Annotated in this window: 9 protein-coding genes; 7 read left to right on the top strand and 2 right to left on the bottom strand. The window is 64.0% G+C overall.

Going from position 1 to position 15,916, the window contains the following annotated elements:
- Nucleotides 1–20: 20 nt before the first annotated feature.
- Nucleotides 21–686, top strand: coding sequence for an aspartate/glutamate racemase family protein (locus HNO82_RS05015; protein ID WP_008334460.1), 666 nt, complete (start codon nt 21–23; stop codon nt 684–686).
- A gap of 19 nt (nt 687–705) precedes the next feature.
- Here the strand turns inward: HNO82_RS05015 and HNO82_RS05010 are convergent, their stop codons facing one another.
- Nucleotides 706–1,548, bottom strand: a complete 843-nt coding sequence (locus tag HNO82_RS05010) for an aldo/keto reductase (RefSeq protein ID WP_175342947.1) — start codon at nt 1,546–1,548, stop codon at nt 706–708.
- A gap of 188 nt (nt 1,549–1,736) precedes the next feature.
- Here HNO82_RS05010 and HNO82_RS05005 point away from each other — a divergent pair, with 188 nt between their 5' ends.
- The 4 genes from HNO82_RS05005 (at nt 1,737) to HNO82_RS04990 (ending at nt 11,148) form a co-directional block, all read left to right on the top strand.
- On the top strand, nt 1,737–4,010 hold the full coding sequence (locus HNO82_RS05005) for a CHASE2 domain-containing protein (RefSeq protein ID WP_175342946.1): 2,274 nt from the start codon (nt 1,737–1,739) through the stop codon (nt 4,008–4,010).
- 546 nt (nt 4,011–4,556) lie between these two features.
- Entirely contained in the window at nt 4,557–6,248 is a 1,692-nt protein-coding gene (locus tag HNO82_RS05000; protein ID WP_249776934.1) for a ShlB/FhaC/HecB family hemolysin secretion/activation protein, read from the top strand.
- Nucleotide 6,249: 1 nt separating this feature from the next.
- Nucleotides 6,250–10,326, top strand: coding sequence for a beta strand repeat-containing protein (locus HNO82_RS04995; RefSeq protein WP_175342945.1), 4,077 nt, complete (start codon nt 6,250–6,252; stop codon nt 10,324–10,326).
- Between the two features lie 54 nt (nt 10,327–10,380).
- Complete coding sequence (locus tag HNO82_RS04990) at nt 10,381–11,148, top strand: FecR family protein (protein ID WP_175342944.1); 768 nt, start codon at nt 10,381–10,383, stop codon at nt 11,146–11,148.
- Nucleotides 11,149–11,230: 82 nt separating this feature from the next.
- On the opposite strand, the gene HNO82_RS04985 is transcribed toward HNO82_RS04990, so the two are convergent.
- On the bottom strand, nt 11,231–12,004 hold the full coding sequence (locus HNO82_RS04985) for a 3',5'-cyclic-nucleotide phosphodiesterase (protein WP_175342943.1): 774 nt from the start codon (nt 12,002–12,004) through the stop codon (nt 11,231–11,233).
- 445 nt (nt 12,005–12,449) lie between these two features.
- Here HNO82_RS04985 and HNO82_RS04980 point away from each other — a divergent pair, with 445 nt between their 5' ends.
- Both HNO82_RS04980 and HNO82_RS04975 read left to right on the top strand, forming a co-directional pair.
- Entirely contained in the window at nt 12,450–14,117 is a 1,668-nt protein-coding gene (locus HNO82_RS04980) for an HD family phosphohydrolase (protein WP_175342942.1), read from the top strand.
- A gap of 106 nt (nt 14,118–14,223) precedes the next feature.
- Nucleotides 14,224–15,798 (top strand): COG3904 family protein, encoded by a 1,575-nt coding sequence (locus HNO82_RS04975; RefSeq protein WP_349627551.1) that lies wholly within the window; start codon nt 14,224–14,226, stop codon nt 15,796–15,798.
- Nucleotides 15,799–15,916: the final 118 nt, after the last annotated feature.

Genomic DNA, 15,916 nt, shown 5'->3' with positions numbered 1-15,916 from the left:
GTCTTTTTCATGAGTCTGGCATGCCGCATATCCTGTTGATCAATCCCAATTCTTCCCAGGCCACCACCGAGATGATGGTGGCCATTGCCCGCGCCTGGCTGCCATCGGGGTATTCGCTCACGGGCGTGAGTGCACGCCGGGGGCCGGAGATGATCGTCAATGCCGTGGAGCTGGCAGCGGCGGGTGAGGAAGTCCAGCGCAACTGGTGCGAAGGCGGACGGCACAGCGCAGGTGCCATCATCAGCGCCTTCGGCGATCCTGGCATCGAGCGTCTGCGCGGGCTCGATGGGCGTCCGGTCGCCGGACTGTGTGAAGCGTCGATGCTGGAGGCGGCCGAGGGTGGCCGGCGTTTCGGTGTGGCCACCGTCACCCCGGAGCTGGCCGAGGTGATTGGGGAAAAGGCGCAGCAGGCCGGCGTTGCCGCGCTCTATACCGGTATCAGCCTGACTGCCGGAGATCCGCGTACGCTGGCGGCTGATCCGCAGGCATTGGAGCAAGCGCTGGCGCAGGCCGTGCGCGCTTGCGTGGAGCGCGATGGGGCCGAGGCGGTGGTGATCGGCGGTGGACCCTTGGGGCAGGCGGCGACGGCCCTGGCGCAGCGTTTTTCCGTGCCGGTGATTGCGCCGATTCCGGCAGCCGTACGCTATTTGCTCAAGGCCCTGCGGGCCCTGGACGCGGCGGCCTGACGGCCTCTGGTCCATTTCTTCACAACATCGCCAGCGGCTGCTTGCGTCGCGGCGGCGGGAAGGCCGCGTCCAGCTCGCTGATGTCATTTTCATTCAGTTGCAGTTCCAGGCAGGCCCGGTTGGCCTGCACGTGCGCCAGCTCGGTCGCCTTGGGGATGGCGATCACACCCGTGCGCCGCAATACCCAGGCCAGCGCCACCTGTGCCGGTGTCACGCCGTGGCGCTGCGCCACCGCCTTCAAGGCTGGCTGCTTGAGGATGCGTCCCTGCTCGATGGGCGAATAGGCCATGACGGCCACGCCACTGTCTGCGGCCTGCGGCAGCAGGTCGTATTCGATGCCCCGGCGCGAGAGGTTGTACAGCACCTGATTGCACAGGACCTGATCGCCGCCGGGTTGAGCGATCAGCTCGTCCATGTCGTCGGTATCGAAATTGCTCACGCCCCATCCGCGAATTTTCCCCTGCGCCATCAGCGTCTGCATGCCCGTGATGGTGGCCGCCAGCCGATGCGATCCGCGCCAGTGCAGCAGGTAGAGGTCCAGATGGTCGGTGCCCAGGCGCTTGAGGCTGGCCTCGCAGGCGGCAATGGTGCCGCGCTCGCTGGCGTTGTGCGGCAACACCTTGCTGACCAGGTAGACCTGCTCGCGCCGGCCCGCGATGGCGCGGGCGACGATGCGTTCGGACTGGCCATCGGCATACATCTCGGCGGTGTCGATCAGGGTCATGCCCAGGTCGATGCCGGCCTGCAGGGCGCGCACTTCGGCGCTGGCGGCAGCGGACGACTCACCCATGTTCCAGGTGCCTTGGCCCAAGATCGGGACTGGTGTTCCATTGCGCAGGGTGAGCGAGGCAATCGGCTTCATGCAGGACTCCTTCATCATGGACGGGAAAACATTAGAACCCATTTTGCGCATCGGTTCACCGCACCCCGCGCTCTCATCAGCATGGGAATGATGCCGGCGGGCAACTTCCGCAAGTCCCTGCCGATTGTGGGCACAGGCAACTGGTGGCATGATCGCAGCCAATCAAAAAGGGAATCGGGGGAAAGTCCATGTTGCGTCGTTTGCGTACCGCCTTGGCCAAGTATTGGGCGCGCTGGCTGCTGGCACTGTTGCTCATCGGTCTGGCCGAGGCAATGGTGTCAGGGCTGTTGCCCAATCCGGTGGTCGAGCGCATGGACCTGTTCTTCTATGACTTGCGCATGCGGGTGGCCAAGCCCGCGCTGGACCCGCGCATCGTCATCGTCGATATCGATGAACGCAGCATCGACGAACTCGGGCGCTGGCCCTGGAGCCGCGACCTGGTGGCCAAGCTGGTCCAGCAGATGACGCAAACCTATCAGGCCCAGGCGGTCGGTTTCGACGTCGTCTTTGCCGAGCCCGACACCACGTCGGGCTACGGTCGCCTGGAAGATCTCGCGCACGGTCCGCTCAAGGATGTGCCGCAACTGGCGCAGCAGCTGCGCATGCTCAAGCCGCAGATGGATTACGACGGCCGTTTGGCGGCAGCCCTGAAGGGGCAGCCGGTGGTGATGGGCTATGCGTTCTCCAATGAGAGCGGCGCCGTGGTCAAGGGCGAGTTGCCGCCGCCGGCCTTTACCGTGGCCGACCTGGGCGGGCGCGATGTGGATGTGGTGCGCTGGCGCGCCTATGGTGCCAATCTGCCGCAGCTGCAATCGGCGGCGCGTGCCGGCGGTTTCTTCAATCCGGTTCCAGATGACGACGGACTCATCCGCACCGTCTCGCTGCTGGCGCGGCATGGCGACAATTTCTACGAGTCGCTGGCCCTGGCCACCGCACGGGTGGCCGTGGGCGGCAAGCGCATCAAACCGGTCTTCCTGACCAGCGCCGATGGCTTGCTGGGGAGCCAGAAGGAGAATTACGACGCCCTGGCCGCCATCGCCGTGGAGGCGCGTCCGCAACCGCTGATCATTCCGGTGGAGCGGCGGCTCACGACTCTGGTGACCTACCGCGGGCATGGCGGGCCGCAGGGCGGCGCCTATCGTTACGTGCCGGCGATCGACGTGATCCGTGGCACCTACCCGCATGACCAGCTCGATGGCCGCATCATGCTGGTGGGCACCACCGTGCCCGGTCTGAACGATCTGCGGGCTACGCCCGTGAACCCGGTCTATCCGGGAGTGGAGATCCATGCCAACCTGATCGCCTCCATCATCGATGACGACTTCAAGACCCGGCCCGATTTCGCCGCCGGCTATGACGGGGTGCAGGTGGCACTGGCCGGCCTGCTGCTGGGCCTGCTGCTGCCCATGCTGGGGCCGCTGGCCTCGATGCTCCTGTCGCTGGGTACGGCCGGTGCACTGGCCTGGCTCAACTACTGGCTCTACGACAGCGCAGGCATGGTGCTGCCGCTGGCCTCGGTGCTGCTGCTGGTGGTGCTGCTGTTCATCAGCAACCTGGGCTGGGGCTATCTGTTCGAGTACCGCAACCGCAAGGCCATCGTCAATCTGTTCGGTGAATACGTGGCGCCGGAACTGGTGGCCGAAATGGCGGCCAATCCGGCCAGCTACAACATGGAAGGCGAGATCCGCGAGCTGACCGTGATGTTCTCCGACGTGCGCGGATTCACCACCATCTCGGAGAGCCTGCAACCCAATGAGCTGCGTGAATACATCAACCTCTATCTGACGGCGATGTCCGAAGACATTCGCGGCAATCGCGGCACGCTCGACAAGTACATCGGTGACGCCGTGATGGCCTTCTGGGGTGCGCCGCTGGATGTGCCCGATCACGCCGCCCGGGCAGTAGCCACGGCATTGAAGATGCAGCAGACCACGCTGCTGCTCAACGAGGAATTCACGCGCCGCAACTGGCCGCCTCTGAAGATCGGCATTGGCGTCAACAGCGGCCAGATGCGCGTGGGCGACATGGGCTCGCGCATCCGCAAGGCCTATACGGTGATGGGTGATGCGGTCAACCTGTCCTCGCGGCTGGAATCGATCACCAAGGTCTATGGCGTGGGTGTGCTGGTGGGGGAGGCCACCCGCCAGGCTGCGCCGCAGTTCGCCTACCGCGAGCTGGACCGGGTGCGCGTGAAGGGCAAGAACGAGCCGGTACCGATCTTCGAGCCACTGGCCCTGGAGAGCGAACTCGATGCCGACTTGCGCGCCGAAGTCCAACAGTGGCATGCGGCGCTGGCTCTGGTGCGCGCGCAGCGCTGGGATGAGGCGCAGCACGCCATTGAACGCCTGCAGGCGACGCAGGCACGTGGCCTCTACACGCTCTACCTGGAGCGCATCGCGCATTTCCGCCAGACGCCGCCTGCGGCGCATTGGGATGGCGTGACCACCTTCGAGACCAAGTAAACGCAATGGCGTGGCGCATGGCTGCAATTGCCGTGCGGAAATCATGCGGCTGATGAAAAACGTACAGCCCCCTGTGCAAAATTTCTCAGCCACTGGCATTGCCTGAATTTCTTTGCATGTTGAAGGTGCAAATCATTTCCGCATGGCAATCAAGCGTCGCGCAATCTGGCGCAAACGCCCACTGCAAGCGGTTTTTCGCCGATTCTTGTCGACGCGGTCAGACCTAGTCAGTATACTTTGCAAGTGTCAAGAGTGATGTCGCCTGGCAAGGTGGCTTCACTGCCGGAGACGATCCATCCCTCCTCCAAGAAGGGGCATATCGATGTCCGGGCAGGTCTGCTTCAGGGGTTCCTTTTCGTCTTGTCGTTGGCTGTCGTGGTCCGTTCGCCGCTTGTGTGGCGGACCGGGCCTTGCGTGCGCGTCCGCCATGGGCGCTCGCCGGGGCAGCGTGCGACTGGATGCAGAGGTGGCAGTGTGAGCGTGGCCGGTGCCGCGTTGCACGAGAAGAAAACTGGGAGGGCTCGCCGGGGGCGGGTCACAGAGACAATGAATCGATGCTTTCAGCATTCTCTGATGGGGATGGCGCTGTTGGGCAGTGCCGTGGCCGCGCTTGCGCAGCCGGCAGGCATGGCTCCTGGCGCCATGCCCGCCGGCGACAGTGCGCAGGTCCATCAGGACGAGCGTTTCGACATCACCCGCTTTGCGGTCGAGGGCAATACCTTGCTCACGCAGGCCAGGGTGGATCAGGCGGTGGCCCCGTTCCTCGGTCGCGGGCGTGTCTATGGCGATATCCAGCAAGCGCTGGAGTCCCTGGAAAATGCCTACCGCAGCGCCGGTTACACGGCCGTGCAAGTGAGCGTGCCGGAGCAGGAACTCACCGGCGGCGTGGTGCGGCTGCAGGTGGTCGAGACGGTGGTGGGCAAGGTGGTGGTGAGCGACAACCGCCATTTCAGCGAGCAGAACATCCGCGCCAGCATCCCGCAGCTGGTGGAGGGCAGTGCGCCCAACCTGCGGCGCATTTCCGAATCGGTACAACTGGCCAATGACAATCCGGCCAAGCAGGTCAATGTCACCCTGACGGCCTCCGAAGCCACCAACCAGATCGATGCGGCCATCTCCGTCAAGGATGAGAATCCCCTGCGCGTGATGCTCAACCTCGACAACAGCGGCAGTCGCGATACCGGTCAGTGGCGCACCGGCGTGGCCGTGCAGCATTCCAATCTGTTCAACCGCGACCACGTCGCCACGGTGGCCTATACCACCTCGCCCGACAGTCCCTCGGGGGCCAAGGTCGATCTGTACTCGCTGGGCTATCGTCTGCCCCTGTATGGACTGGGCGACAGCCTGGACTTCATCTACGGCAAATCCAACGTCAGTTCAGGTCAGACGCTGGCGGTCAATTCCACGCTCAACATCACCGGTCGCGGTGAAATCTATGCGCTGCGCTGGAACCACTACTTTGCCCGCAGCGGCGAGTGGAGCAGCAAGCTGGTCTTCGGTGCCGATTACAAGAAAGTCGATTCCTCCTGCAGCATCAATGGCGGCCTGCTCAATGGCGCCACCCTCAATACCTGCCTGCCTTATTCCACCTTGCCATTGTCGGTAAGCTACAGCGCGCAGCGGCAGGGCGTGGGCCAGATCGTCGATTACAACCTGGGCATTGCGCGCAACATGGCCACCGGTCAGGCGCGCCGCAACGATACCCTGCAGGTGACGGACCGCTACTCGCTGTTTACCGGATCGCGCCGGTCGATGGACAACTTCATCGCCATCCGTGGTGGCGCGAGCTGGTTCAGGGTCTTCCAGAATGACTGGCAGGTACGTCTGGCCGCTGCCTTGCAGGTGTCGCCCCATGCCCTGCCGGCGGTGGAGCAGTTCGGTCTGGCCGGTGCCAATGCGGTGCGCGGTTTCACCGAGCGCGCCGTAGCGGCCGACAGCGGTGCGGTCCTCAATACCGAACTCTATACCCCGGATCTGCTGGTCAAGACCGAGATGCGCGGCAACCTGCGCCTGTTGGGCTTTGTCGATGCCGGACGCGGAGCCAACAACAACGTCACCTCCGCCTCCACCGTGCCCTCCACGGTCACGCTGGCCAGCATCGGTGCCGGCCTGCGCTATACGCTCGGGCGTGACTTCAGCCTGCGCCTGGATGTGGCGCGGGTGCTGCTCAACGGCAATTCCGTGACCGAACAGCGGGGCGATCTCAACGCCCACCTGAGTGCCATCCTGGGGTTCTGACATGACATCACCATCCACTGCCGTGCAAGTACCGGCCCGTCCGGCCATCGAACTGCTGCCGCCATCGATCACGGTGCGCGTGGGCAAGCGCCGCCTGAGCTTGACCTGGCGCGTACGCAAGCCCCTGCCGATGCTGTTGTCGCGTCTGTTGCGACGCGCCTGGGTGCGCGTGCTGGCGCCGGGCCTGCGCCTGTCACTGGCGGCGGCCGCCGTGTGCGCTGCCTGGCAGGCAACGGCGCTGGCAGCAGCCCCGGCACCTGGCACCCTGCCCACCGGGTGGAGCGTGGTCAACGGCAATCTCAGCTTCAGCCAGAACGGCAACACGCTCAACATCAACCAGCTCTCGCCGCAGGCCATCGCCGCTTTCGCGTCCTTCAGCATCGGTGCGGATGCGACCGTCAACGTGCTCCAGCCGGGTGCCTCGGCCGCCTTGCTGGCCAAGGTGACCGGAGCCGATATCTCGCAGATCTACGGCAAGCTCTCGGCCAATGGCACGGTGGTGCTGTACAACCCCAATGGCGTGGTGATCGGCCCCAGCGGTACGGTCGATGCAGCGCGCTTCATCGCCACTTCGCTGGCCGTGAGCGACAGCGACTTCCTGGCCGGCCGGCTCAACTTCGTCAAGGATGGTACTGCCGGACTGGTGGACAACCAGGGCAAGATCACCTCCGCCACCGGTGGCAGCGTTTACCTGATCGGCGGCAGTGCGTCCAACAGCGGCATCATCACCAGCCCGCAGGGCGAGGTCATCCTGGCCGCAGGTCAGACCGTGACCCTGGCCGATACGGCCACACCGGGCGTGACCGTCAACGTCACCGGCAGTGCCGGCAACGTCACCAACCTGGGCACGATCACGGCCGAGGCCGGGCGGATCGGCGTGGCGGCCGGTCTCATTACCAACAGTGGCGTCATCAATGCCTCCAGCGTGGTGCGTGAAGGTGGCCGCATCTTCCTGCGCGCATCGGGCAACCTGACCACCACTGCCAGCTCCAGCATCAATGCCGATGGCACTCAGGGGGGCAACGTCACCTTGTATGCCGCCAATACGGCCTTCATTGATGGCGACGTGTCGGCACTGGGCACGTCAGGTGCGGGCGGCTTTGTCGATACCTCCGGTCTGAAGCAACTGGAAGTGGTGAAGGTTCCCAGGGTGGGAGCGGGCGGCACCTGGCTCATCGATCCGCTTAACCTGGATGTGGTGTCCACCGGTTCGCAGAATGTGAACATCAGCATTCCTGCCTGTTCAAGCGATTACGCCATCACCTCCACCGGCAGCGGATCAAGGATCACCGCAGAGACCATCACCAGCCAGCTCAACAACGGAACCAACGTCCAGCTGGTGACGGGCGATGGCGAAGGACTGGGCGGCAACATCAACGTCACGGCCAATATCAGCAAGACCGGATCGGCCAACAGTTCGCTCACGCTCAATGCCGCCAACAACATCAGCATCACGGCTGACATCACCAGCCAGGGGGGCGCACTGGATCTGATCCTCAACAGCGGTTACAGCGGGCCGGGGACGCAGGTCGTCTCGGAAGCCCGTGTCCTGGACGAGGGCAAGACGAGTCATCTGAGTACCGTCGACAATGGCGCGCGCATTCTGCTCAATGGCGGCTCCCTGAGCGTCAACGACGGTTCGGCCAGCGGCGATCTGCTCATCAACAATGGCACGGTCAACCTGGGCAGCGGCAACCTGAGCGCAGCCGCGGTGACCGTCAACAGTGCCGGTACCCTGACACTGAACGGTGGCCAGGGCAACATCACTTCGCTCAACAACAACGGTACCGTCAACGTGGCCACGAGTGGCAACAACAGCCTGTCCGTTGGTAGTGATGGCATCACCAACAACGCTACGTTCAACATCAGCGGCAACGTCGCTTCCAGCGGTGATGTGACCAACAATGCCAATGCCACGCTCACCCTCAACGGCGACGCCGCTTCCCTGAACGTGACGGGCAATGCCAGTCTGACCAACTACGGTCTGCTGACGCTGGCCGGTGGCAACATCAGTGCCGCCGCCATCAGCAATGAGGCCAATGGCACCATCGCCGGCAACGGCACCGTTGCGGTCAGCGGGTCATTCACCAATGACGGTGTTCTGGCGCCGGGCAGCGATGGGACTGTGGGCCATCTCATCCTCAGAGGCTTTGGTGAATCCACCGAGCCCCGCTTCAGTCAGGGTGATACCGGGAAGATGCTCATCGATATCGCCAGCGCCGACAGCTACGACCAGATCGACCTGATGGGGTGGTCCTCAGCCAGGCTGGGCGGTACGCTCAAGACCCGCCTGCTGGACGGCTATGCGCCTACCGGTGAGGTGAGCATCAATCCTTTCAACCTCGCTCAGGGTCAGCAATTGAGCGACTACTTCGGCACCGTGACGGGCGATATCGTCGGCGCGGGGCAGCAAGAGAAGATGTTCAAGGCGGTCTACGATGAGAATGGCCTGGCCAATCTGTCCTTGCGCGGGGCCGAGACCTTCACTTACCAGCAGTCCTCCTATTCCGAGGGGGGCTGGGAAGACCGCTCCAACTGGAGCAGCAACGCCACGGTAGGCAATGTGTCTACCTACATGCCGACGCAGATCGATACGGTGGTCATCACGGGCGATCAGAGCGTCAGGCATGGCAGTGGTGACGATACCGTCGCCAATCTTCAGATCGGGTCCGATGCCCAGCTCAATCAGCAAGGCGGTACGCTCACGGTGCGCAACAGTACCAGCAACAACGGGACCATCAGCGTCAATGTCGCCAGCGACGCCAGTGAGGGCAGCGTTGCCGCCCTGGTGCTCAATGGCACTACCAGCGGCAACGGGACCCTCAATATCGGCGGCACGGACTACAGAGAGGGGCAGACAGTCCTGCTCAACGGCACCGTCACCGTGGCCAGCGCCGCCCAGTCCGGCATGACGGCGGTGCTGACGGCAGGCGACCTGACCCTGGGAGGGGATGTGCGCCTGTCCAACCTGACGGTCTCCAATGGTACCGTCACAGGCAACGTCGGTTCGCGCCTGGTGGTGACCGACTCCTTCAGCCAGAGCGGCGGCAATCTGACCCTGGCCGATGCGGCCCTGTCGCAGGCTGACGGTTCTCTGGCCGTTGGCAACATCACCGCCAACAATCTGGTGCTGGAGGCAGCCAGCGGCAATCTCAGCCAGAACACCGGAACCGCAATGCACGTGAAGTCGCAGTTGATCGCCTCGGCCAGCAACGGCATCACCTTCAACAACACCGGCAACCAGATTGCAGGCTTTGCCGCCAACAACAGCGGCACCGGTGATATCACCTTGAAGAACACCCTCAACACCAGCGATGCCAGTGCGGTCAGCATCAATGGCGTCACGACCACGCGCGGCAATATCAGCATCGACAACACCGGCGGCGTGGTGACCTCGGCCATCGGCGCCAAGGCCAACTTCCTCGGCAGCCTGCCCGCCGAGGCCAGCGGCGCGACCATCAGTACCAGCAGCAGGCTCACCACCCTGGGCATCAACAGCAGTGGCCAGATCAAGACCAGCAACGGTACGGTCAGCGTCGTGACGCACAGCCCGCTGACGATCGGTTCCGGCGGCGTCAGCGCCACCGGGACCATTACCCTGACCGCCAGCGCCTCCTCGGGCAGCAATGACACACTGCTGATCAACGGGGTTCTGGTCTCCACGGGGGGCAACATCACGCTGTCGGCGGGTGATTCGATGACCATCAACGCCAATATCTCGACCTCGCCCCCGGGCGTGGCACTGCTGTCGGTGGCGTCTGGTCAGGTCATCGGTTATGCCCAGGGCGTGACCATCGTTGACGCCAATGGCACCCGCACTCCGGTGACGGGCACTACCAGCAGCTCGAGCAACAGCCAGGCTGCGCAGGCCGTGCAGCAACAACAGAACCAGCAGAGCCAGGACCTGCAGACCAGTCTGAACAACGCCCAGCCCGGCACGGAGGTGGCTCCCGTCAACGGCAGTGTGGTGCAGCAGACCGGCAATGCCACCCAGACCGTGGGTGGCACGACGGACCACTTCGGTGACGAGGGCGAGGACCGCAAGCAGGCCAAGAAACCGCTGCCGATGTGTACCTGATGTGATACGGGATGCACGACGGATGACCCGTAATAACCGGATGATGTGATCTTCATGAATTTCTTCAAGCAAAATCCGCCGGCCTCGTTCCGGCGTCCACCGATCGGGCTGGTGATGGCACTGCTGCTTCTGCTGGCGGTGACCTGCGCCTTCGCCCAGGCGCAGCCGGTGGTCGGGCAGGTCACCCATCTGTCGGGCGTACTCAGTGTGCGGCATGCCGACGGTACGCGCGTGGTGCTGTCGGTCAAGTCGGCGATCCTGCAGGGCGACACGCTCATCACCGAGCGCGAGACCTATGCCCGCGTCAAGTTCGTCGACAACGGCGAGATCGTGTTGCGTCCGGGGTCCGAGGTGGCCGTGAGCAAATACCTCTACGACGATAAAGATCCGAAGAATGACTCGGTCGCCATCAGTCTGGTCAAGGGCGGACTGCGGGCGGTCACCGGGCTGGTTGGCAAGCGCAACCACGATGCCGTCAATTTCGATACGCCCACGGCCACCATCGGTATCCGCGGCACCCACTTCGGCGCCCTGTACTGCCAGAACGATTGCGGCGGTGTGCCGACCCCCAACGGTCAGCCGCCGGCCAACGGCCTGCACGTGGATGTGGTCAGCGGTGCCATTCAGGTCACCAACCCCAGTGGCACGCAACTCTACAGCGCGGGCCAGTTCGGTTTCGTCCCCTCGATCTCGCTGCCGCCGGTGATCGTGCCGCCGACGCAAGGCGTGGCGGTGACGATGCCGCCGACCATCAGCAGCAATGCCAATACCGGGACGCAAAAGATCGGTGCGGCCAAGCTGGATGCCTGCGTGACCCAGTAAGCGCCCGGCCGCGCCTGGCGCAGACATGAAAAAAGGCGCCGGCACGGATGTGCGGCGCCTTTGTCGTTGGCCAGGCAGCCCGTCAGAATTCCAGTATGGTTCCCGTGGCCAGCATGCGCGGATGATGCGGGCCGGACCCGGCCGCGATTTCTGCGGCGATCTCCTCAAGTTGTCCGGGTTTGGCGTGGGTGATCAGGACCTCCGGATGGCCCTGCAGGTGTTGCAGTTCCTCCAGCAGCAGGCTGGGGCACAGGTGCTTGGACAGCAGTGCCAGCTCACGGTCGCGGTTGGCGAAGGCGGCCTCGATGATCAGATAGCGCAACTGGTCGATGCGATTGACCGCCTCCCACAGTGGTGCACAGCGACAGGTGTCGCCGCTGAAGGCCAGCGAGGCACCGCTGGCATGATTGCGGACCTGGTAACCGACGGCCGGCACGGTATGCGCTGCGGGCAGCGGCGTGATGCTGCGCTGGCCCAGCTGCACAGGTTGGCCCGGCTCAACCGTGGCGAAGCGCAGGAAGGGGCGCTGGGCATCGGGGATGACGCTGAAGTCGGGCCATATGTGCCAGTTGAAGATGTGCTTGCGGATGATCTCCATGGTCGCCGCGCTGGCGTGCATGGTCAGCGGGGCGCTGCGCATGTCGCCCACGCTGTCGATCATCAGTGGCAGGCAGGCAATGTGATCCAGGTGCGCATGGGTGATGAAAACGTGATCGATCTTCACCAGCCGCGCCAGCGACAGGTCGCCGACACCGGTGCCGGCGTCGATCAGGATATCGTCATCGATGAGCAGAGAGGTGGTGCGCATGCCATTGCCACCGATGCCCCCGCTGCATCCCAGGATTTCTACACGCATTGTGATTGCCGCTCATAGGTTATGGGTTCCGGCCCCACCGCTCGGACTGATTCGGAACCTTGTTGCAGTCCGGAAACCCTTGTCCGGACTGGCTTTGCGGACGATGTAGCAAATTATGCAACATATCGTGATGGTAAGGGATTCAGCGGTGCTGTGCAATCGGGATATCCCTGAGCTCGGCCTTGGCGAGCGCGTCGGGCAAGCGCAGAATTGGCGGTCAATTCCCCTCAAGCTCGCTGCAAGACGGCGTGCGCAGTCGTTCTAAAATCGCGATGATGCCGAAAAAGCATCCGCCAAAAGTGCGCCGACATTGTCCTCTGGCAATGATCGCGCCATGTCCGTATGCCAACGCTTCAGGGAGCCGCATGTTGCCAGTCGTCCATCCAGCAACTCACACCCGCCATCGCGTCCAGTGTTCGCACTGTGGCGCGCGGGAGATGGAAGCATGAACGTCCCGGCCAGCATGCACGATCTCGCGCCCACTGCCGGCGAGCACCGCGACATCGCCTATCGGCTGGAGCGCCTCACCGACCTGTGCCGCGAGCTGGGCAGCCAGCGCGACATTCCCCTGTTGCTGGAACGCATCCTGCTGACCGCGCGCGACATCACCCGTGCCGATGGCGGCACCCTCTACCGCACCACCGACAATGGCGAGGCGCTGCGCTTCGACATTTCCGTCAACCAGACCCTCAAGATGCACCAGGGTGGCAGCAGCGGCCAGGTCATCTCGATTGCCGACATCGCCCTGAGCTTGCCCGACGGCAAGCCCAATCTGACGGCGGTGGCGGCCTATGCGGCCAATACCCGGGAATCGGTCAACATCGCCGATGTCTACCAGGCCAGCGGATTCAATTTCAATGGCATGCGGCTCTTCGACGAGAAGTATGGCTACCATTCCAAGTCCATCCTGACGGTGCCGATGCAGGATCACGAGGGCGAGCTGGTGGGGGTGTTGCAGCTCATCAACGCCATCGATGCCGACAGTGGCGAGGCGGTTCCCTTCTCGGAAACCGACCAGCGCTTCATTGAGGCCCTGGCCGCGCAAGCCGCCATGACGATGACCAACCAGCAGTTGATCGCGCGTCTGGAAAACCTGTTCGAAAGCCTGATCAAGCTCATCAACATCGGCATCGGTGAAAAATCCCCGCACACCGGGCGCCATTGCGAGCAGGTACCGCAACTGGCCATGATGCTGGCCGAGGCTGCGCACAATACTACCGAAGGACCGCTGGCCGATTTCAGCATGAGCGAGGCCGACCGCCGCGAACTGTGGCTGGCCGGTCTGCTGCACGATTGCGGCAAGATCGGCACGCCCAGTCATATCGTCGAAAAGGCGACCAAGCTGGAGACCATTTTCGATCGCATTCACCTGATCGACACGCGTTTCGAAGTCCTCAAGCGCGATGCCGAGATCCGCGTCTTGCAGGAGAAACTGGCGCTGGGCGCCGCGCTGACCCCGCAACGCGTGGCCGAACTGGAGGCCGGGCTGCAGGCCGAGTTGCTGACCTTGGACGAGGAGCGGGCTTTCCTGCGCAAGATCAACTACGGCACCGAAGGCATGCGCGCGGAAGACCAGCAGCGCGTGCTGGACATCGCCGAGCGCAGCTGGCGCGGCCCCGATGGCCAGCTGCGCAAACTGCTCGATGACGAGGAAGCAGGCAACCTGCGCATCCGTGCCGGCACCCTCAATGATGCCGAACGCGCCATCATCAACAACCACATCGTCATCACCATCAAGATGCTGGAATCCTTGCCGTGGCCCAGGCAGCTGGCGCGGGTCACGGAGTTTGCCGGCGGCCACCACGAGCGCATGGATGGCAAGGGCTATCCCAAGGGCCTCACGCGCGAGCAGATGTCGGTGCAGGCCCGCATCATGGCGGTGGCCGACATCTTCGAGGCGGTGACCGCCGCCGACCGGCCCTACAAGCGTGGCAATACGCTCAACGAGGCGGTCGAGATCCTGGCCGGGTTCAAGCAACGCAACCATATCGATCCGGATCTGTTCGATCTGTTCGTGCGGGAACGCATCTACGAGAAGTATGCCCAACAATTCATGCACCCCAGCCAGATCGACCAGGTCGACCTGTCGCGCATTCCCGGCCACGGCGGCTGAAAGCGCGACGGCATCGCCAAGCTGGGTTATGCTGAGGTCTTCATAAAGTCACCTTTCATTGAAGACGCTGTGTGCCTGGCCGCAGCGCATCGAGGAAAAGCACCACGTGTCCGAGGCAGTAACCCGATCTCCCGTTCCCACCCGTTCGTCCACCGGTTTCGTGCGTCGTCACTGGCGCGGCGATTATGGGCTGGGCCGCTCCTACTGGCTGCATACCGTCCTGCTGACCTCGCTGGTACCGGCGCTGGCCATCTCGGTGCTGGCGCGGCTGACCAACGACATGCCGGCGCGCTACGGCATGGCCGGGGTGCTGGGCATCGCCGCCTTCAGCTATCTGGCCTGGACCTGGGGCGTATGCGGCTGCTGGCGCTCGGCCAGCAAGCATGTGGGGCGCGGCGGACGGCGCTGGGCCGAGGTGGTGGTCAAGTTCCTCATCCTCTGTGGTGTCATCAGCATGGTCACCAGCACCTGGCGGGCGGCGCACTCGGTACGTGAACAGCTGGACATCGCGCTGGGCAAGCAACTGGGGCCACCCGTGGTGTACCAGGTGCGGGTGGATGGCAAGTCGGTCCTGCTGCAAGGTGGCATGAACGATGGTGCAGCCGATGGCCTCGATGCGGTCCTGCAACAGCACCCCTCGGTGCGCACCGTGGTGCTGTATTCGGCCGGTGGCTGGGTGCGCGAGGGCAAGCTGGTGGGCGAGGTGATCCGTCGTCACCGGCTCAACACCTATGTGGAACAGGAGTGCTCGTCCTCCTGCACGCTGGCCTTCCTGGCCGGCCGTGACCGTGCCATGGACCCGCGCGCGCACATCGGTTTCCATACGCTCTACACGGTCGGCGGCGATGACCGCATCAACAAGAGCTTCGACCGCAAGCTGACCTTCGAGACCTACGGCAAGCTGGGCCTGCCGCATGACTTCATCGAACGCATTGCCGATACGCCGGCAGCGCAGAGCTGGTATCCCGAGCTGGGCCAACTGTTGCAGGCCGGCGTGCTCACGCGCCTGGCACCGGGCGGCGAGACCGCGCAGATCGCCACCATCGCCACGTCGCGCGATGTGCTGGAGGCCGAATTCAAGAAGGGCGCGCTCTTCGACATCATGGCGCGCTATCATCCGGCCGCCTTCGCCCGGACCATCGACCTGGCCTGGGCCAAGGTGCAGGCGCATGCCTCGGATGCCGAGATCCTGGCCGTGGGGCGCGAGCAGGTCGGACTGCTGAGTCGGCGGCTGCTGCCCATCGCCTCCGATGAATCGCTCGCCGAGTTCCAGCAATTGCTGCTGGATGAGGCCGTGGCGCTGCGCGGCATCAGCGTGTCGGCCTGTACCGAACTGATCTATCCCCGTTCGCGCGCCGATGCCGCGGCCGGCCGGGAAGCCCCGCAAGCGGCGCTGCCACAGGAATTCGCCAACCGCGAGCAACAGATGACCCAGCGCCTGCTGCGCGATGCCGACCCGGCCAACGCCGGGCGCTACAGCCTGGCCGAGCGGACCCGCGTCATGCGCAAGGCGCTGGCCCCGCTGACCCAGGAACAGTTGAAACTGCTGTCCTCGCCATTGCGGCGCCAGGCCGATCCGGTGGCGACCTGCGATGCCTCCATCGCCTACCTGCTGGCTGTCAATCAGTTGCCCCCAGCCGAAAAACGCGTCGCCTTGCGAGTGTTGTATTCCCGCGAATGAGGCGGACAGGCAGCGTCCGGGCAGCGTATGCTGCAATGCGGTAAAATAAGGACTTCCTTTCCTGCCCGCCGTGCGGCATGCCGCGCGTGAGTTGTCGGCACGACATCGTACATGTCAT

Origin of the sequence: Herbaspirillum sp. C9C3 (genome assembly GCF_013359625.1) — a bacterium.
In the GTDB taxonomy this organism is placed as follows: Bacteria; Pseudomonadota; Gammaproteobacteria; order Burkholderiales; family Burkholderiaceae_D; genus Herbaspirillum.
The sequence above is the reverse complement of the archived record's forward strand: the minus strand, read 5'-3'. Positions and strand labels throughout refer to the sequence as shown.

What these genes read in the sequence shown, in the direction of transcription:
- HNO82_RS05015 (WP_008334460.1), top strand. Translation starts at nt 21, where the DNA reads ATGCCGCATATCCTGTTGATCAATCCCAATTCTTCCCAGGCCACCACC.
- HNO82_RS04990 (WP_175342944.1), top strand. Translation starts at nt 10,381, where the DNA reads ATGAATTTCTTCAAGCAAAATCCGCCGGCCTCGTTCCGGCGTCCACCG.
- HNO82_RS04980 (WP_175342942.1), top strand. Translation starts at nt 12,450, where the DNA reads ATGAACGTCCCGGCCAGCATGCACGATCTCGCGCCCACTGCCGGCGAG.
- HNO82_RS04995 (WP_175342945.1), top strand. Translation starts at nt 6,250, where the DNA reads ATGACATCACCATCCACTGCCGTGCAAGTACCGGCCCGTCCGGCCATC.
- HNO82_RS05010 (WP_175342947.1), bottom strand. Translation starts at nt 1,548, where the DNA reads ATGAAGCCGATTGCCTCGCTCACCCTGCGCAATGGAACACCAGTCCCG.
- HNO82_RS05000 (WP_249776934.1), top strand. Translation starts at nt 4,557, where the DNA reads ATGAATCGATGCTTTCAGCATTCTCTGATGGGGATGGCGCTGTTGGGC.
- HNO82_RS04985 (WP_175342943.1), bottom strand. Translation starts at nt 12,004, where the DNA reads ATGCGTGTAGAAATCCTGGGATGCAGCGGGGGCATCGGTGGCAATGGC.
- HNO82_RS05005 (WP_175342946.1), top strand. Translation starts at nt 1,737, where the DNA reads ATGTTGCGTCGTTTGCGTACCGCCTTGGCCAAGTATTGGGCGCGCTGG.